The sequence below is a fragment of the Streptomyces sp. MI02-7b genome, assembly GCF_033793585.1.
Lineage (GTDB): Bacteria > Actinomycetota > Actinomycetes > Streptomycetales > Streptomycetaceae > Actinacidiphila.
On sequence record NZ_JARAWX010000003.1, the window covers coordinates 90,022 to 105,432 of the forward strand.

Sequence of the window (15,411 nt, forward strand, 5' to 3'; positions counted from 1 at the left end):
AGTGCCCGTCCTTCGCCTCGGTGGTCAGTGCCAGAAGGTGTCGTGCCTCAGGCGCTTGCCCTGGGCGTCGTACTCGTCGACCGCGTCGATCGTCTGGCCGTCGGCTATGGGCGCGGCCCAGCCGCGGTAGTCGGTGCCCGGCAGGGTGACGGTGTTCGCCCGCACCCGCGTGCCGTCGGAGAGGTGGAGCATGCCGTAGGCGACCTCGGGGCCGGGGGTGGAGACCATCAGCCGGGTGCCGGTGGTGCCCTTGTCCTGCAGGCCCCACAGGCCCAGGCTCCCGCTGCCCTGGGAGTCGTGGGCCCCGGTGACGGGCTGGCAGTCGCTCCACGGGCCGCCCTGGTGGTCGATGCGCACGCCGCCGATGTACATGCGCTGGCAGAGCAGGGCGTCACCGGGCACGGTGTCGCCGCCGGGAAGCGTGGGCAGCGTGTAGCCCTTGGGCAGGGTGCGGTGGAACTCCAGTGACACGGACCAGCGCCGGCCGTCCACCCGGCCCTTGCCGATCAGCTGGGTGACGACCCGCGGCGCCTGCCGGTGCGCGCTGGCAGCGGCGGCGGAGCCGGGAGCGGGCGCCGCGGCCCGGTGGACGGCCGGGCCCGAAGCGGCCGGGCTCGGCGCGGCCGCCATCGCGGAGGCGCCGAACGAGAGCGCGCCGACCACCGTCGCCATGACGGCGGCCAGGGCGGCCTTCCTTGCTGAACTGAGAGCCATGGGGAGTTTCTCCTTGCAGCCGGTGCCCGGCACGGCGCCGGGCGGTCCTCGGCGGCCGGCGCGCTGGGCCCGCGCGCCGGCCTGCGGCGGTCACCGGATGTGGTGGCCGCCGTGGGGACGTCCGTCCTTAGGTACTCCCAAATGTGCGTGGCAGGTTGCACGCCCGGCGCGGCCAATGCGTTTCCGGTCCGGGCGCGGAGGATCCCCGACCGTGCGAAGTCCACCGGCAACGAGCGGAGTTGACGCCGGAGAACCCGTCCGTGCGACGCCGGCAGGGAGGGGACGCCCCGTGGGCCGGCGGTGCGCGCCCTACGCCCGCAGGGAGGTGTCGCCCGTCGGGTCGGCGTAGAGGAGGCCGAGCAGGCCCTCGCGGTGGAGGCCGGCGATGGGGCCCAGGAGGTCGGGGTGGCGGAGCAGCGGGGCCGCGCTGTGGTCGCGGGGGCTGGGGATCGTCAGGCGGCGCGCGTCGCCCACGGCGCCGGAGCCGCCCGCGCCGTGGTGGGTCGCGGCCAGGCAGGCCGCCGCGGCCGCGGCGAGTTCCACGTCGGCGAGCAGGCAGGCGGCCCAGCTCACGACGGTCTCGTCCACCCAGGTCCGCCAGACGCGGTCGTCGTCCGCCGTCGGGTGGACGTCGGCGCCGGTGACCGCGTCCAGGCGGCCGGAGCCGCCGGGGCCGAGCATGGTGAGCAGCTCGGCGTCGAGCGGGGTGGGGTAGCGGAGGGCGGCGGCGATGGTGGCCGCCTGCCACGCCTGGGCCTCGGCCAGGGCGTGGTTGAGCGGGCCGGCCGCCGGCGGGAACGCCGAGAGCAGCCAGCGCGTGGCGGCGGCGATGAATGGCGAGAGATCAGTGGGCATCGTGAACCGTCCTTCACATGTGCCCGCCGTGGTCCTCTGCCGGCGCGTCATTGCGGTCGCGAGCACTGGCGCGCCCGCGAGGGGCGTGCCTGGCCGGCCAGCGTAGGACGCTCGCCGGGGTGCCGACAGGACGTGGCTCACAGCCGTCCGCCGCCCCTTCCCGCCGCCCGGTTCCGCCCGGGCCTCCCGCAGGCCCTCCCCGGCGCGGCATTTCGGGCACTTCGCCCGTTCGGGAACCGCGTCCCGGCGCGACCGCGACGTGGCGAAGGTCACCGCACGCCGGCGCCGAGGAGGCCGCGCGGAGACCCCGCCGGACGAGGCCCGGGACGCGACGCGCCGGAGCATCACGACGCCGGGCGGTGGCGGTAGCGCCGGATCCAGTAGACCGCCGCGGCCAGCAGGGCCCACCCGATGAGCACCAGGAACGGGAAGGCGTACTGGTGGCTGTAGAAGTAGATGGCGTTGTGCTGGGCGTTGACCGACGCCCCGGGCGGGAGCCAGCGCCCGATGGCGCCCAGCGGCTGCGGCAGCAGCGGCCAGGACACCGCGCCGCCGGAGGACGGATTGCCCAGCACGACCATCAGCGCCCAGGTGGGCAGGATCGCCCAGCGGCCGAAGAGGATGTGGAACATCGTGAAGACCAGGGCCGACGTCACCATGGTCATGGTCAGGATGCCCCAGGACTCCCAGAACGGCAGGTGCAGCACGTCAAGGCCCCAGTCCACGACGGCGCAGATCGCGAAGCCGCCGAGCGCCGAGTAGGCCACGATCGCCGCCAGGCGCTCCAGCGGCCGCAGGTCCGGTGCGTGCACGGTGAGTTGGCCGGACCCGACGAAGCCGATGATGATGGCGGCCAGGGTGATGTAGAAGATGGCCAGGCCCTGCGGGTCGCCGGGCTGCAGCGGTTTGAGGCTGGTGACGGTGAGCGGTACGCCGGCCTGCGCGGCCGCGCCGGGCGCCGCGGTCGCCAGGACCCGGGCTACCGAGGCGCCGGCGGCCGGCACGAGTTCGAGGGTGACGCCTCTGCCGCCGGGCCCGGCCTGCAGCACGGCGAAGATGCGCTGCCGTTCCACGGCCTCGACGGCCGCGGCGCGGGTGGCGAAGCGCCGTTCCTCCAACTGGGTGCTCAGCCCCGCGTCCAGGCGCGCCACGAAGGTCCCCACGGCGGGCGCTTCGTCGACGACCCCGACCGGCACGCGGTGCGGCGTGGGATGGGCCATGGCGAAGCTGTACGAGCCGGCGAAGAGCCCGGCCATGACGGCCAGGATCGGGATGAGGACGAGCGCCGGCAGGAACCGCGAACAGACCGACTGGCGTTCCGCGTTCATTCGCGCATCGCATCCTCCGCGATTCCGGCCGCTCCTCGTGCGCCCGGGCCCGGGCTGCCTGTGCGCCACGCGGGCCCGGCGGGAATGCCCTTTCCGTACAAAGCATGCGAAAGCTGTCGTGAGTCAAAGTACTGCCCGGGTTCCGCGGTCGCCACCGCGGCCGCGGGCGCCGGAATGCCTAGGCCTGGCTTCGGGGCCCGCCCCGCGCGGGCCGGTCGCCGGCCCGCCCGGACCACTGGAGCAGGAAGCGCAGCGCCTCGTAGGACGGTGAGTCCGGCCGGGCCGTGTACGCCACCAGGAGCTGGTCGGGCGCGGTCGCCACGGACAGCTGCTGGACGTCCAGCGTGAGCCGGCCCACGACCGGGTGGCGGTAGGTCTTGGTGAGCTGCCGGGGACCGCGCACCCGGTGCGTCTCCCACCAGGTGCGGAAGTCCGGGTCGCGCGCGGTGAGTTCGCCCACGAGGGCGGCCAGGGCGGGGTCGTCGGGGTGCCGGCCGGCCTCCATGCGCAGCACCGCGACGCAGTCCCGGGCCGCGCGCGGCCAGTCCGTGTACAGGGCGCGGTAGGCCTCGTCGAGGAAGGTCATCCGGATCAGGTTGCGCTCGCCCGGCGGCACCGCGGCGAAGTCCGTGAGCAGAGCGGTCGCGGCGGCGTTCCAGGCCAGTACGTCCTGGCGGCGCCCGAGGACCAGCGCGGGCACGTCGCGCATGCCGTCGAGCACCTGGAGCAGTTGCGGGTCGACCGTCTGCGCGGCCGGCCGCCGTGCCGGGGCGGCCGGCGCGACGTCGGCGACGGCGAAGAGGTACGCCCGTTCGTCCGGGGCGAGTTGGAGGGCGTCCGCGAGCGCGTCGAGGACGGGGCGGGACACCCGGCGGGTGCGGCCCTGCTCCAGCCGTACGACGTAGTCGATGCTCACGTGCGCGAGCTGGGCCAGTTCCTCCCGGCGCAGGCCCGGTACGCGGCGCAGCCGGCCGTCGTCCGGCAGGCCCGCCCGGCGCGGGTCGAGGGCGGCGCGGCGGGCGCGCAGGAAGTCGCCCAGCTCGTTCCCGCCGGAGGCGCTGCCCGGCGGGCCGCCGGGAGGGCCGCCGGAGGTGTCACCACGGTGCTCCATGACTCCAGTGTCCGGCGCCGCCGCGCCGCGTGCCTGGTACCGGTCTGCACAGGCACGGTCCTCCCTGGCACCGCGCCCCCGGCGGCACGACGGTGGGACCCCGGAGGCACCCACGACCGGCGTGGGTCCCCGGCGAAAGGCGGACCCCATGAGCACCACGGCGGAACGAAGGACGCTCGCACTCGGCGGCGACCTGCACGTCGGCCGGATCGGCTACGGCGCGATGCGGCTCACCGGGCCTGAGCTGTGGGGGCCGTACCCCGACCACGACGGCGGCGTACGGCTGCTGCGGCAGGCGGTCGAGGCGGGCGTGACCCTGATCGACACGGCCGACGTCTACGGACCCCACACCAACGAGGAGCTGATCCGCGCGGCCCTGCACCCCCACCGCGACGGGCTCGCGATCGCGACCAAGGGCGGCTTCGTCCGCGGCGGCCGCGACCTGTCGACGATCAGTGCCGTCGGCAACGCGCACTACTTGCGGCAGTGCGTGCACACCAGCGCCCGGCGGCTCGGGGTCGAGCGGATCGACCTGTACTACCTGCACAGCGGCTGGGCGCGGGACGCGTCCTTCGAGGAACAGGTCGGCACCCTCGCCGCGCTGCGCCAGGAGGGCCTGATCCGGCACATCGGGCTGTCGAACGTGACCCCCGCCCAGCTGGCCGCGGCGCGCGGGATCGCCCCGATCGCCGCCGTCACGGCCCACTTCAATGTGGCCGCCCGGGGCGAGGCCGCCCTGCTGGAAGCGACCGCGGCGGCCGGCGCGGTCTTCGTGCCCTGGCAGCCGGTCTCGCTCACGCCGCCGGGGGCGGCCACCGACACCGGCGGCCCGGAGGCGCTGCGCGCGGTGCTGGGCCCCGTCGCAGCCCGGCACGGGGCGACCGTCCCGCAGGTCGCCCTGGCCTGGCTGCTCGCCCGCTCGCCCGCCGTGCTGCCGATCCCCGCCACCACGAGCATCGGCCACCTGCGGGAGAACCTGGCCGCGCGGGACCTCGTGCTGACGGCCGAGGAGATCGCGGCGATCACCGCGCTCGTCCCGGAGCGGAGGGACGAGGAGGCCTAGAAGAGGAGGCCTGGAACTCGTCGTGCAGCTCGCGTGCCCGTTCGGTGATCAGTGCGAGCGTGCGCTGGGTGGTGGCCAGGTCGGCGGGGTCGAGGCGGCCGTAGATGCGGTCGGTGACGACCGCCAGGGCCTCGGTGATCTCCGCGTGGAGGGCGTCGCCCCGGGGGGTGGGGGTAAGGGCGCCGGAGGCGTCGGCGGTGGCGAGCCCTGCATCGGTGAGGCGGTCGGCGAGGGTGCTCGAGGCCTCGGGCGTGAAGGCGCGGCTCTCGGTCAGCACCCGTTCCAGGTCGGGGCGGCCGAGGGCCTCGCCGCGGGTGGCGAGGGTGCGCAGCGCGGCCCACTGGCCGAAGTCGAGTCCGTGCCGCTGGAGGAGCACGTCGAGCACGGCGCGGGTCGAGTGGTGGGCGCTGCCGATGTCCTGGCCGGTCAGGGGGGTGGGGGCGGGGGTGACGGACGTGCTCCTGCTCCTGTCGTCGGTGCCGAGGAGGGTGTGCAGGGCGTGCGTGAACTCGGCGGTGGGCGCGGCGCCCGGTCCGCCGAGGGGTGCGGTCAGTTCCTCGTGGAGTTTCCGTACGACCGCGACCGCCCGGACGGCCACGTCGGCGCCCTCGTCGGTGAGGGTGAGCTGGACCGCGCGGGCGTCGTCGGGGTGGGCGTCGCGGCGTACGAGGCCGGCCGCCTCCAGGGTGCGGACGAGCTTCGAGACGAAGATCGGCTCCAGGCCCGTGTGGTCGGCGAGCTGGCGCTGGCTGGGGCGCGTCCCGCCGCGTGTCATGCCGTACAGCGACGCCAGGAGCGAGTACTGCGCGTGGGTGAGGCCGAGCGGGCCGACCGCGCGGTCGACGGCGGCGCGCCACTTCATGGACAGCCGCCACACCAGATAGCCGGGCGTGTAGTCGAGCTTCATACGAGATACTGTATGCGGATATTATGTCCGCAGCTACTATTCCGGGGATGCCGCCGTGACCGGGCCGCGGACCCGGGCGGGCACGGCCGGTGAGGACGCGTCACCCCTGACGGACCGCGGGCCGGCACCTGGGGAGGCGCCGGCCCGAAGGGTGTTCCCGTCAGCCCGCTGGGGGCCCTGAGCGGCCGGTGCCGGCGTCGTCCAGATCGTTCTGGCCGGTCTCGGTGCGGTCGTTGCCCTGGCCGAGGCCGTCGCGGGTGCTCTGCCGGGGACCGTTGTCGTTCCAGCCGCCGCCCGGACGGCCGCCGGCCTGCTCGTTCCGGCCCGCCTGCTCCCGGCCGCCGCCCTGTGCGGCGTCGGGCCTCCCGCCGCCGCCACCGCCGCCGTACGGACGCTCGCCCAGCGTCGGGCGGGCCGGCGGGAGTTCGTGCTTGATGGCGAAGGCCTCCGCCGTGTCCGTGAGGACGAAAGGAGGACCGGTCGTGACGAATCCGCCGAGGGGATAGAGGCAGACCCCCTTCGACGTCTTGGGGCACGCCGCGGAGGCGACCGCCAGGTGGGAACGGGCGATCCGCAACGGAGGCAGGATCGACCAGGTGTCTGCCACCGGGCTGTAGGCCTGGACGGTGTCCAGGAGGCGGTCCGGCGCCACGCCCGTTCTCTGGACGCCGCCGAAGACGTAGAGGCACCGTCCGCGCGGTCCGTCCGAGCAGGGCGCCGGCGCGACGGCGAAGCTGTCGCGGGCGGTGGGCAGCGGCCGCAAGGTGAGCCAGGCGTTGGTGACGGGGCTGTAGACCTCGACCGTCCGCAGGCTGATCCCGGCGTCGTCACGCCCGCCGAACGCGTACACGCACAGTCCGCGCAGCCCGGGCGCCTCGGGACACGGCGCGGAGGCGACGGCGAGCCCGGCCCGCGGCGTGGGCAGGTCGTGCAGGGTGGCCCAAGTGCCGGTTGCCGGACTGTAGGCCTCCACCGTGCCCACTGCCGCGTCCGTGTCCGTCCTGCCCCCGACGGCGTACACGCAGGCGCCGCGCAGGCCGTACCCCTCGGGGCAGAGCGCCGGTGCCGCGCCCAGGTCGCTGCGGGGGGTGGGCAGCGGGGGGATGTCGATCCAGGTGTTGGCGGCCGGGTTGTAGGCCTCCACCGTGCCCACGACACTGCGATCGACGGAGCCGCCGACGGCGTACACGCACGTCTTCTTCTTCACGGCCTCCGGGCACGGAGCCGCCTTGCCCGCCAGCCCGGTGCGCGCCGTGGGCAGCGGGGCCAGGGTGATCCAGGCGTTGGTGGCGGGACTGTACGCCTCGAGGGTGTGGGTCAGCCCTCCCGCGTCACGGCCTCCGAAGGCGTACACGCAGGTCTGCCGCAAGCCCGGCGGGCAGGGTGCGGGTGCGGCCGCGAGCTCCGCGCGCGGGGTCTGCAGCGGGGGGATGTCCAGCCATACGCCGTCCGCCGTCGCGCCCGTGGGCACCAGCGCGAGGAGCGGGGCCAGGACAAGGCCGGCGAGCCCGGCGAGCCGCCGGCGGCGCCTGAGATGGCCGGCCGGGGCGGTCGCGGACCGGGGTCCCGACCCGGGCCCGGACCGTCGGATGCGCCTCATCGATTACCTCTTCCATGGCGGGACGCGGCTGCTGCCGCGCCCCCAAGGGCAGTTGCGGGGTACGTGCTCGAACAGGCGGAGCGCAAAGGTGTGTCGAGGGGCGCAGGCACGAGGGTGGTGGGCCCGTTCATCCGCGAGGCCCGCCGGGTCCCCCGGGTCCTCCGGGTCCGCCGGGACGCTGGCGGTGGTGCTCGACCGCGAAGGCCTCGGTCGCCGCACCCGCCACGCCCCCGTTGTCGGGCAGCCCGCCGACGACGTACACGCAGGGGCTCGCGGACTCCTTGGGGCACGGCGCCACCGTGCCGGCGGTCCGCCGGTGCGGGGTGGGCGTCAGCGGCAGGGTCACCCAGGAGTTGGCCACCGGGCTGTACGCGTGCACGGCGCGCAGCAGCACACCCGCGCTGGTGCCGCCGATGACGTACACGCAGCCGCCCGGCAGTCCGCCCGGGCAGGGAGCCGCGACCACCGCAGGGCGGTCGCCGTGCGAGACCGGGAGCGCGGGGAGCGTCACCCACGCGTTCGTGACCGGGCTGTAGACCGTCACCGAGCCGTTGCCCGTGCCGTCGATGGCGTAGACGCAGCCGCCGTGCAGGCCGAGGCCGGGAGGACAGGGGGCGCCCACGGCGCCGAGGTCGGTGCGGGCGACGGGCAGGTCACGCAGGGTGGCCCAGGTCTCGGTGGCCGGGCTGTACGCCTCCACCGTGGTGAGGGGGCCGCTCGCGTTCCGGCCGCCGATCGCGTACACACAGGTGCCGCGCAGGCCGAGCCCGGTCGGGCAGGGCGCCTTCGCCGCGGCGAGGTCCTCACGGGCGGTGGGCAGGTCGGGGAGGGTGGCCCAGGCGTTGGTGGCCGGGCTGTACGCCTCCACGGTCTTCAGCGGCGTGGTGCCGTTGGTCCCGCCGATGGCGTACACGCACCCGTCGTCGAGTCCGCCCGGGCAGGGCGCCCCGCGGCCCGCGAGGCCGCTGCGCGGCGTGGGCAGCGGGGGCAGGGTGGCCCAGGCGTTGGTGACCGGGTTGAAGGCCTCGAACTCGTTGCGCAGGCCACCGGCAGTGAGCTGCCCGCCGAACACGTACACGCACGCCTTCTGCAGTCCGCCCGGGCACGGCGCCGTCGCCGCCGCGTGGCCCGAACGGGCCGTGGGGATGGAGGGGAGGGTCAGCCACACGCCCTGGGCGGTCGCGCCGGTGGCGGTCAGCGCCAGCAGGGGGGCGAGCGCCAGGACGACGAGCCGCCGCCAGCGATGGCGGCGGCCTGTGCGGGATATGCCGGGCGGAGTGTCGTCCTGACCCGATCGTTCGATACGCCTCATCGGACACCTCTTTCGTGGCACGCCGCAGCGTTCCGCTACGGCCGAAATGAGACTGATGAGGCCATTCAAGAGGCCGCCACAGGGGGTTGCTCACTGTGACGGCCAAACGAATGAAGTGACGCTCAGTTGCCGGCGACGTCCTTGACCGCGACCGGCACCGGGGTGTGACCACCGATCAGTTCCAGTGTCAGGCCGGCCGTCGACGGGGTGTCCAGGAGTTCGGCCAGGACCGCGGCGACGTCGTCGCGGGTCACCGACCCGTAGCCGGTGGACGCGGCGAGCCGCACCCGGCCGGTGCCCGGGTCGGTGGTGAGCAGGCCGGGCCGCAGGACGGTCCAGTCGAGGGCGGCACGGTGCCGCACCGCCGCGTCGGCGGCGCCCTTGGCCTTGAGATAGGCGGCGAAGGTGTCGTCGGTGCCCGGCCGGGGATCGGAGTCGGCGCCCATCGACGAGACCATCAGATAGCGGCGCACGCCCGCGCGTTCGGCCGCGTCGGCGAGCAGCACGGCCGCGTCCCGGTCGACGGACTCCTTGCGCGCGACGCCGCTGCCGGGTCCCGCGCCGGCGGCGAAGACCACCGCGTCGGCGTCCCGCAGGACCTCCGCGACCTCGTCGACCGAGGCCGCCTCCAGGTCCAGGACGACCGGCTCCGCGCCGGCCTCTCTCAGCGCCGCGGCCTGTTCAGGCTTGCGGATGATGCCCGCCACCTCGTCACCGCGCCCGGCGAGCAGCCGCTCCAGCCGCAGCGCGATCTGTCCATGTCCACCAGCGATCACAGTGCGCATGCCACCGACCGTACGCCCGCCGGACGGCTCATGCCGGATCTCGGCGGCTCCGGGACTGACGTGGCAGGTCGAGCGCGAGCGTGTCGGTGAACTCGCGGACCGCACTGGTGCGCGAGACCACCCTCCCGCGGTGGATCACGACCCGGCTGTACGCGAGCGACAGCGCGTTCTCCAGCCGCTCGGCGCGCACCGCCAGCAGTTCCGCGGGGAAGCCCGCCTCGACCCGCACCTCGGGCAGGCCCATGACGGCCCGGGCCTCGCGGCTGATCGCGTCGTAGGCCTCCGCGGGGGAGCACTCGCCGTGCGACGCGAGCAGGAACGCGGCCTCCAGGGGGTCGCCCCGGCCCACCGGGTTGGTGAGGTCGCGCAGCGCCCCGCTGCCCGCGGCGACGCGCACCCCGGCCGCGCGCAGCGCGCGCACCGGGGCGGTGGTGCCCCGGCGCACGGACTCCATGGCGCCGCAGCCGCCCTGCGGCAGGGCGGTCAGCGAGACCCCGGCGGCCGCGAGTTGCCCGGCGAGCCGGGTGACGGTGTCGGCTCCCTGCAGGGCCAGACCCCCGCACGGCCCCAGGGTGACCCCGGGGCGCAGGCCGCCGGCCATGGCGGCGAGCCGGGAGAGCCGGGCGGGGTCGGCCGCGTCGGTGTGCAGGTCGACGGGGAGCCCGTACTCCGCGGCGACGCCGAGCACCGCCTCCGCGTACCCGGAGGGGTCGGGGTCCAGGTCGGGGCAGCCGCCCACCACGCCGGCCCCCATCTTCAGCGCGTCGTGGAGCATCGCGAGGCTGTCCGCGCCGGCGGCACCGGTGAGCACCCGGGGCACGGCGACGGCCTGCACCTCGATCAGCCCGCGCAGGGCGCGCCGGGCCTGGAGGACGGCCTCGACCGCGCGCAGCCCCTGCACGTCGCCGATCCGCGCGTGGGCCCGCACCGCGGTCACGCCGTGCCCGAGCTGCAGGAGGGCCGCCTCGGTCACCCGGCGCTGGACCTCCTCGCCCTCGTAGGACGGCGGCCCGGCGCAGTCCGCGGTCAGGGCGGTGTCGAGGTGGGCGTGCGGTTCGGCGGGTGCGGGCAGCAACAGATAGCCGGCCAGGTCGACGCGGGGTGTCTGTCCGTCACCGGTGAGGCTGCCCGCGGTGCCGACGGCCTCGATCCGGGGCCCGGCCAGGCGCACGTCGACCGTCCGGCCGTCGGCGAGGCGGCCCCCGCAGAGCAGGAGTGCGGGCGCCGGGGCGGATTCGCCGCGGAGCGGGTCGGCGGGCTGTTGCGGCTGGCTGTCGGTCATCGCGCTCCTCGGGGCCGGAGGCAAGATCACGCGGATCCGAGCCTAGGGGCCGGTGCCCGATCCGTCCGGGAAGAGCGAATAGTCGTACTGGTGCCGTCAAGTGACGTACGGCACCGGGTGGGTGGCGCGTGGCCGCCGCCCGGGGGACGCGGCCGGTGCCCACTAGATACGGATTTCACCTTCGGCGGCGGACCGTGTAATGTCTTCCTCGCTCGCCCCAATAGCTCAGTCGGCAGAGCGTCTCCATGGTAAGGAGAAGGTCTACGGTTCGATTCCGTATTGGGGCTCTGATGATCAGGTGACCCGCCTTCGGGCGGGTGATCTCCTCATCGAAGCGGCGTAGCTCAGTCGGTAGAGCAAGCGGCTCATAATCGCTGTGTCACCGGTTCAAGTCCGGTCGCCGCTACCTTGCGTAGCCGATTGTGGGATCGGTCCCTCAATCGGCTACTCTTTCCGTGTTCGAAACCTTATTACCGTTCGTCAAGGAGCACTCACGTGGCCGCCACCGACGTCCGCCCGAAGATCACGCTGGCCTGCGTGGAGTGCAAGGAGCGGAACTACATCACCAAGAAGAACCGGCGCAACGACCCGGACCGTCTTGAGATGAAGAAGCACTGCCCGCGCTGCAACGCGCACACCGCGCACCGCGAGACGCGCTGACACAGGCCGTAGTAGGACCGACGAGGCCGTCCCTGTACTGCAGGGGCGGCCTCGCGGCGTTGTTGGACCAAGAACCACCACAGCTCCAGGAGGTGCCGATGGCGCTGGACCAGTCGTTCGTGGGGCGGACCTATCCCCCCACCGCTCCGTACGAGGTCGGCCGGGAGAAGATCCGCGAGTTCGCCGAGGCGATCGGCGACCCGAACCCGGTCTACCTCGACCCCGAGGCCGCCAAGGCGCTCGGGCACCCCGATGTGATCGCCCCGCCGACCTTCGCCTTCGTGATGACCTACAAGGCCTCGATGCAGGTCATCCTCGACCCGGAACTGGGCCTCGACTACGAGCGGGTCGTCCACGGCGACCAGCGGTTCGAGTACACCCGTCCGGTGCGCGCCGGTGACCGGCTGTCGGTGACGGTCGCGATCGACGCGATCAAGTCGCTCGCGGGCAACGATGTCATCGACGTTCGTGGCGAGGCTCACGACGAGAGCGGCGAGCACGTGGTGACGGCGCTGACGAAGCTGGTGGCGCGCGCGCCGGAGGGTGAGTGAGCTGATGACTGCGAAGATCTCCTACGACGAGGTCGAGGTCGGCACCGAGCTGCCGGCGCGGTCCTTCCCCGTGAATCGCGCCACACTCGTGCAGTACGCGGGTGCCTCGGGCGACTTCAACCCGATCCACTGGAACGAGCGGTTCGCCAAGGAGGTGGGCCTGCCGGACGTCATCGCGCACGGCATGTTCACCATGGCCTCGGCGATCCGGGTGGTCACCGACTGGACGGGCGACCCGGGCGCGGTCGTCGACTACGGGGTGCGCTTCACCAAGCCGGTCGTGGTGCCCGACGACGACGAGGGCGCACTCATCGAGGTCAGCGCCAAGGTCGCGGCAAAGCTGGACGACGGGGAGCGCACGGTGCGGGTGGATCTGACGGCCGTCAGTGCCGGGCAGAAGGTGCTGGGCATGTCCCGTGCGGTGGTCCGGCTGGCGTAGCCGGAAGCGGCGTTCGAGGGGGGAGGCGGCGGGAGGTCCCGCCGCCTCCCCTCTTGCCCCGCGTAGTTAGTGACTGATAACTTACTGACCATGGCGAGCGACGGAATGCGGATGAGCGCGGACGAGCGCCGCGAGGCGGCCGTGCGCGCCGCGATGACGGAGTTCGGCATGAGCGGCTTCCACGGCACCTCCACCGGCGTCATCGCCAAGCGCATGGGCGTGTCGCAGCCGTACCTCTTCCGGCTCTTCCCGAACAAGAAGGCGCTGTTCCTGGCCGTGCTCGAACGGTGCCTGCAGTCCATCGAGGGGCACTTCGAGAAGGCGGCGCAGGGTCTGGAAGGCGGCGAGGCCTTCGAGGCGATGTGCGGCTCGTACCAGGAGCTCATCTCGGGCGGCGACATCCTGCGGATGCAGCTGCAGATGTACGTGGCCTCCGTCGACGACGAGGAGATCCGGGACGCCTGCCGCAGCGGCTGGATGGGGCTGTGGGAGTACGTCGCGGCCCGTACCGGGGTGAGCGAGCGGGAGACGGCCGAGTTCTTCGGCACCGGCATGCTGGTGAACGTCCTGGTCGCGCTCGGTGTCCCACCGGAGTCGCGCTGCTGGGCGGGCGTCGAGGAGCTGTACGGCGACCGCTTCCCGGACAAGCCCCCGGGCGGCGCGCACTGAGCACGCACAAGGAGGGGAACGGCCGGCGGACCGCGCGGGCCGGATCCCGGCGGGCGGACGTCTGTCCGCGAAAGTTATTGATCAATTACTAAATTGCTTGGGGGACGGAATCATGGAACCGGCACAGCAAGAACAGCGGCAGGACGCCCCCGCGGGACGCGGGGGCGTCGGCTGGGCCCTGCTCGTCACCAGCGTCGCCGGCTTCATGGCCGCGCTGGACAACCTCGTCGTCACCACCGCGCTGCCCTCCATCCGCAAGGACCTGGGCGGCGCCCTGGAGGACCTGGAATGGACGGTGAGCGCCTACACGCTCACCTTCGCCGTCCTCCTCATGTTCGGCGCGGCCCTCGGCGACCGCTTCGGACGGCGCCGGATGTTCCTGGTAGGCCTCGGGATCTTCTCCACGGCCTCCGCGGGTGCCGCGCTCGCGCCGGGCATGGGGGAGCTGATCGCGGCCCGCGCGGTCCAGGGCATCGGCGCGGCCATCCTCATGCCGCTCACCCTCACCCTGCTGTCGGCCGCGGTGCCGCCGCAGCGGCGCGGCATGGTCTTCGGCATCTGGGGCGCGGTCAACGGCCTCGCGGTCGCCGCCGGGCCGCTGATCGGCGGCTCGCTGACCGAGCACATCTCCTGGCAGTGGATCTTCTGGGTCAACGTCCCGCTCGGTCTGCTGCTCATCCCGCTCGCCCGGCTGCGCCTGGCGGAGAGCCGCGGCCCCAACCCGCGGCTGGACGTGCCCGGCACGCTGCTCGCCAGCGGTGGCCTCTTCGGGATCGTCTACGCCCTGGTCCGCGGCAACGCCGACGGCTGGACCAGCGGGCCGGTGCTCGGCGGCCTGATCGCGGGCGGCGTCCTGCTCGCCCTGTTCGTGCGGCACGGCATGCGGGCCCGCAACCCGATCCTGCCGATGCGGCTGTTCCGCAGCCGCGCGTTCGCCGCGATCAACACGGCCAGCCTGCTGATGTTCCTCGGGATGTTCGGGTCGATCTTCCTGCTCAGCCAGTTCCTGCAGGGCGTGGCGGGCTACTCCCCGACCGAGGCGGGGCTGCGGATGCTGCCCTGGACCGGCATGCCGATGATCGTGGCGCCGATCGCGGGTTTTCTCTCCGACCGGATCGGCGGCCGCCCGGTCGTCGCGGCGGGGCTCGCCCTGCAGGCGGTCGGGCTCGGGCTCTTCGCCCTGGTCATCGAGCCCGGCGTGTCCTACGGAGCGCAGATCCCGGCGCTCGTCGTGAGCGGTGTCGGCATGGCTCTGTATTTCGCGCCCAGCGCCAACATCGTCATGAGCAGCGTCCGCCCCGAGGAGCAGGGCATCGCCTCGGGCGCCAACAACGCCCTGCGCGAGGTCGGCGGCGCGCTCGGCGTGGCCAGTCTGGCGGCGGTCTTCTCCGCCCAGGGCGGCTACGAGTCCGCGACCCGCTTCGTGGACGGCATCACCCCCGCCCTCTGGGTCGGCGCGGCGGCGGTCGCTGTCGGCGCGGTCGCGGCGCTCCTCGTACCGGGGCGGCGCTCCGCGGCGGCGGCAGGGAAGGCGGGCGCGGCCGGGGACGCGCGGCTTCTGGTGGGCGCCGAGCAGTGACACCGGTGCGCGTGCGGCCCCGTCCCCGGTGCGGGGGCGGGGCCGCACGGCGTTTCGCCGGCGGACTCGGCCGCGGACTTCAGCCCACGGGGCCGGCGTGGTCCCAGTCCGGGGTGTTGAGGGTGAGCGAGAGGGTGCCCTCGGCCACCGTCTCCCCGCAGGTGCGGCAGGTCTCGACGGGGTCGAAGGGGTGGTCGTGGTGGCGGAAGGAGACCGGCGGCTCGTCGAGGACCCATGTGTCGCCCCACCTGACCAGGGCGCGGAGCACCTCGGTGAGGTCCCGTCCGGCGGCGGTGGGGTGGTACTCGTAGCGCGGCGGACGCTCGCTGTAGGCGCGGCGCTCGATGACGCCCGCCTCCTCCAGCGCGCGCAGCCGCGCCGTGAGCCGGTCGCGCGGGGCGCCGGTGTTGCGGGCGATGACGTCGAAGCGGTGGTTGCCGTAGAGGATCTCGCGCATCGCGAGCAGCGCCCACTTCTCCCCGACGACCTGGAGCGCGGCGGCAGCGGAGCAGGGGCGTCCGGGGACGGCGGGGCGGGCTGTGGTCGGGCTCACCGG

General features: G+C 74.1%; 15 protein-coding genes, 2 tRNA genes and 1 pseudogene. 8 read left to right on the top strand and 10 right to left on the bottom strand.

Annotation, left to right across the window (positions count from 1 at the left end; genetic code table 11):
• Positions 1-24: 24 nt before the first annotated feature.
• The 4 genes from PV364_RS05040 to PV364_RS05055 all read right to left on the bottom strand — a co-directional run bounded on the left by PV364_RS05040 (position 25) and on the right by PV364_RS05055 (position 4,008).
• Positions 25-714, bottom strand: coding sequence for a hypothetical protein (locus tag PV364_RS05040; protein WP_319658447.1), 690 nt, complete (start codon positions 712-714; stop codon positions 25-27).
• Positions 715-1,023: 309 nt separating this feature from the next.
• Positions 1,024-1,569, bottom strand: a complete 546-nt coding sequence (locus tag PV364_RS05045) for a hypothetical protein (RefSeq protein ID WP_319658448.1) — start codon at positions 1,567-1,569, stop codon at positions 1,024-1,026.
• 344 nt (positions 1,570-1,913) lie between these two features.
• Positions 1,914-2,897 (bottom strand): ABC transporter permease, encoded by a 984-nt coding sequence (locus tag PV364_RS05050; protein WP_319658449.1) that lies wholly within the window; start codon positions 2,895-2,897, stop codon positions 1,914-1,916.
• 178 nt (positions 2,898-3,075) lie between these two features.
• A complete protein-coding gene (locus PV364_RS05055; RefSeq protein ID WP_319658450.1) occupies positions 3,076-4,008 on the bottom strand; it encodes a helix-turn-helix transcriptional regulator in 933 nt (310 codons plus the stop codon).
• 148 nt (positions 4,009-4,156) lie between these two features.
• On the opposite strand from PV364_RS05055, the gene PV364_RS05060 reads away from it, so the two are divergent.
• Positions 4,157-5,071, top strand: coding sequence for an aldo/keto reductase (locus PV364_RS05060; protein ID WP_319658451.1), 915 nt, complete (start codon positions 4,157-4,159; stop codon positions 5,069-5,071).
• A 475-nt stretch (positions 5,072-5,546) separates the two neighbouring features.
• On the opposite strand, the pseudogene PV364_RS05065 reads toward PV364_RS05060, so the two are convergent.
• From PV364_RS05065 to PV364_RS05085, 5 genes and pseudogenes are all read right to left on the bottom strand, one after another.
• Positions 5,547-5,978: pseudogene (locus PV364_RS05065) on the bottom strand (MarR family winged helix-turn-helix transcriptional regulator); the annotation flags it as partial.
• A 160-nt stretch (positions 5,979-6,138) separates the two neighbouring features.
• Complete coding sequence (locus PV364_RS05070; RefSeq protein ID WP_319658452.1) at positions 6,139-7,578, bottom strand: Kelch repeat-containing protein; 1,440 nt, start codon at positions 7,576-7,578, stop codon at positions 6,139-6,141.
• A 127-nt stretch (positions 7,579-7,705) separates the two neighbouring features.
• Positions 7,706-8,890: a Kelch repeat-containing protein gene (locus tag PV364_RS05075; protein WP_319658453.1), complete on the bottom strand. Its 1,185-nt coding sequence runs from the start codon at positions 8,888-8,890 to the stop codon at positions 7,706-7,708.
• A 122-nt stretch (positions 8,891-9,012) separates the two neighbouring features.
• A complete protein-coding gene (locus tag PV364_RS05080) occupies positions 9,013-9,675 on the bottom strand; it encodes an SDR family oxidoreductase (RefSeq protein WP_319658454.1) in 663 nt (220 codons plus the stop codon).
• 28 nt (positions 9,676-9,703) lie between these two features.
• Positions 9,704-10,957, bottom strand: coding sequence for an amidohydrolase family protein (locus tag PV364_RS05085; protein ID WP_319658455.1), 1,254 nt, complete (start codon positions 10,955-10,957; stop codon positions 9,704-9,706).
• 214 nt (positions 10,958-11,171) lie between these two features.
• Here PV364_RS05085 and PV364_RS05090 point away from each other — a divergent pair.
• The 7 genes from PV364_RS05090 (at position 11,172) to PV364_RS05120 (ending at position 14,855) form a co-directional block, all read left to right on the top strand.
• A tRNA-Thr gene (locus PV364_RS05090) sits at positions 11,172-11,244 on the top strand.
• Between the two features lie 46 nt (positions 11,245-11,290).
• Positions 11,291-11,363, top strand: a tRNA-Met gene (locus PV364_RS05095).
• A gap of 89 nt (positions 11,364-11,452) precedes the next feature.
• Entirely contained in the window at positions 11,453-11,617 is a 165-nt protein-coding gene (gene rpmG, locus PV364_RS05100) for a 50S ribosomal protein L33 (protein WP_004571794.1), read from the top strand.
• 98 nt (positions 11,618-11,715) lie between these two features.
• The gene (locus PV364_RS05105; RefSeq protein ID WP_319658456.1) at positions 11,716-12,168 is read left to right on the top strand and encodes a MaoC family dehydratase N-terminal domain-containing protein; all 453 of its coding nucleotides are present in this window, start codon (positions 11,716-11,718) and stop codon (positions 12,166-12,168) included.
• Positions 12,169-12,172: 4 nt separating this feature from the next.
• Positions 12,173-12,607, top strand: a complete 435-nt coding sequence (locus PV364_RS05110) for a MaoC family dehydratase (protein WP_319658457.1) — start codon at positions 12,173-12,175, stop codon at positions 12,605-12,607.
• A gap of 90 nt (positions 12,608-12,697) precedes the next feature.
• Positions 12,698-13,276 carry a TetR/AcrR family transcriptional regulator gene (locus PV364_RS05115; RefSeq protein WP_319658458.1) on the top strand — a complete coding sequence of 193 codons (579 nt, stop codon included), beginning with the start codon at positions 12,698-12,700 and terminating at the stop codon, positions 13,274-13,276.
• Between the two features lie 112 nt (positions 13,277-13,388).
• Complete coding sequence (locus PV364_RS05120; protein ID WP_319658459.1) at positions 13,389-14,855, top strand: DHA2 family efflux MFS transporter permease subunit; 1,467 nt, start codon at positions 13,389-13,391, stop codon at positions 14,853-14,855.
• Between the two features lie 79 nt (positions 14,856-14,934).
• Here the strand turns inward: PV364_RS05120 and PV364_RS05125 are convergent, their stop codons facing one another.
• A complete protein-coding gene (locus PV364_RS05125; protein WP_319658460.1) occupies positions 14,935-15,408 on the bottom strand; it encodes a helix-turn-helix domain-containing protein in 474 nt (157 codons plus the stop codon).
• Positions 15,409-15,411 lie beyond the last annotated feature (3 nt).

Coding starts and splice junctions, on each gene's coding strand:
- PV364_RS05070 (WP_319658452.1), bottom strand. CDS start 7,578: ATGAGGCGCATCCGACGGTCCGGGCCCGGGTCGGGACCCCGGTCCGCG.
- PV364_RS05110 (WP_319658457.1), top strand. CDS start 12,173: ATGACTGCGAAGATCTCCTACGACGAGGTCGAGGTCGGCACCGAGCTG.
- PV364_RS05085 (WP_319658455.1), bottom strand. CDS start 10,957: ATGACCGACAGCCAGCCGCAACAGCCCGCCGACCCGCTCCGCGGCGAA.
- PV364_RS05115 (WP_319658458.1), top strand. CDS start 12,698: ATGGCGAGCGACGGAATGCGGATGAGCGCGGACGAGCGCCGCGAGGCG.
- PV364_RS05105 (WP_319658456.1), top strand. CDS start 11,716: ATGGCGCTGGACCAGTCGTTCGTGGGGCGGACCTATCCCCCCACCGCT.
- PV364_RS05060 (WP_319658451.1), top strand. CDS start 4,157: ATGAGCACCACGGCGGAACGAAGGACGCTCGCACTCGGCGGCGACCTG.
- PV364_RS05050 (WP_319658449.1), bottom strand. CDS start 2,897: ATGAACGCGGAACGCCAGTCGGTCTGTTCGCGGTTCCTGCCGGCGCTC.
- PV364_RS05080 (WP_319658454.1), bottom strand. CDS start 9,675: ATGCGCACTGTGATCGCTGGTGGACATGGACAGATCGCGCTGCGGCTG.
- PV364_RS05045 (WP_319658448.1), bottom strand. CDS start 1,569: ATGCCCACTGATCTCTCGCCATTCATCGCCGCCGCCACGCGCTGGCTG.
- PV364_RS05055 (WP_319658450.1), bottom strand. CDS start 4,008: ATGGAGCACCGTGGTGACACCTCCGGCGGCCCTCCCGGCGGCCCGCCG.
- PV364_RS05075 (WP_319658453.1), bottom strand. CDS start 8,890: ATGAGGCGTATCGAACGATCGGGTCAGGACGACACTCCGCCCGGCATA.
- PV364_RS05040 (WP_319658447.1), bottom strand. CDS start 714: ATGGCTCTCAGTTCAGCAAGGAAGGCCGCCCTGGCCGCCGTCATGGCG.
- PV364_RS05120 (WP_319658459.1), top strand. CDS start 13,389: ATGGAACCGGCACAGCAAGAACAGCGGCAGGACGCCCCCGCGGGACGC.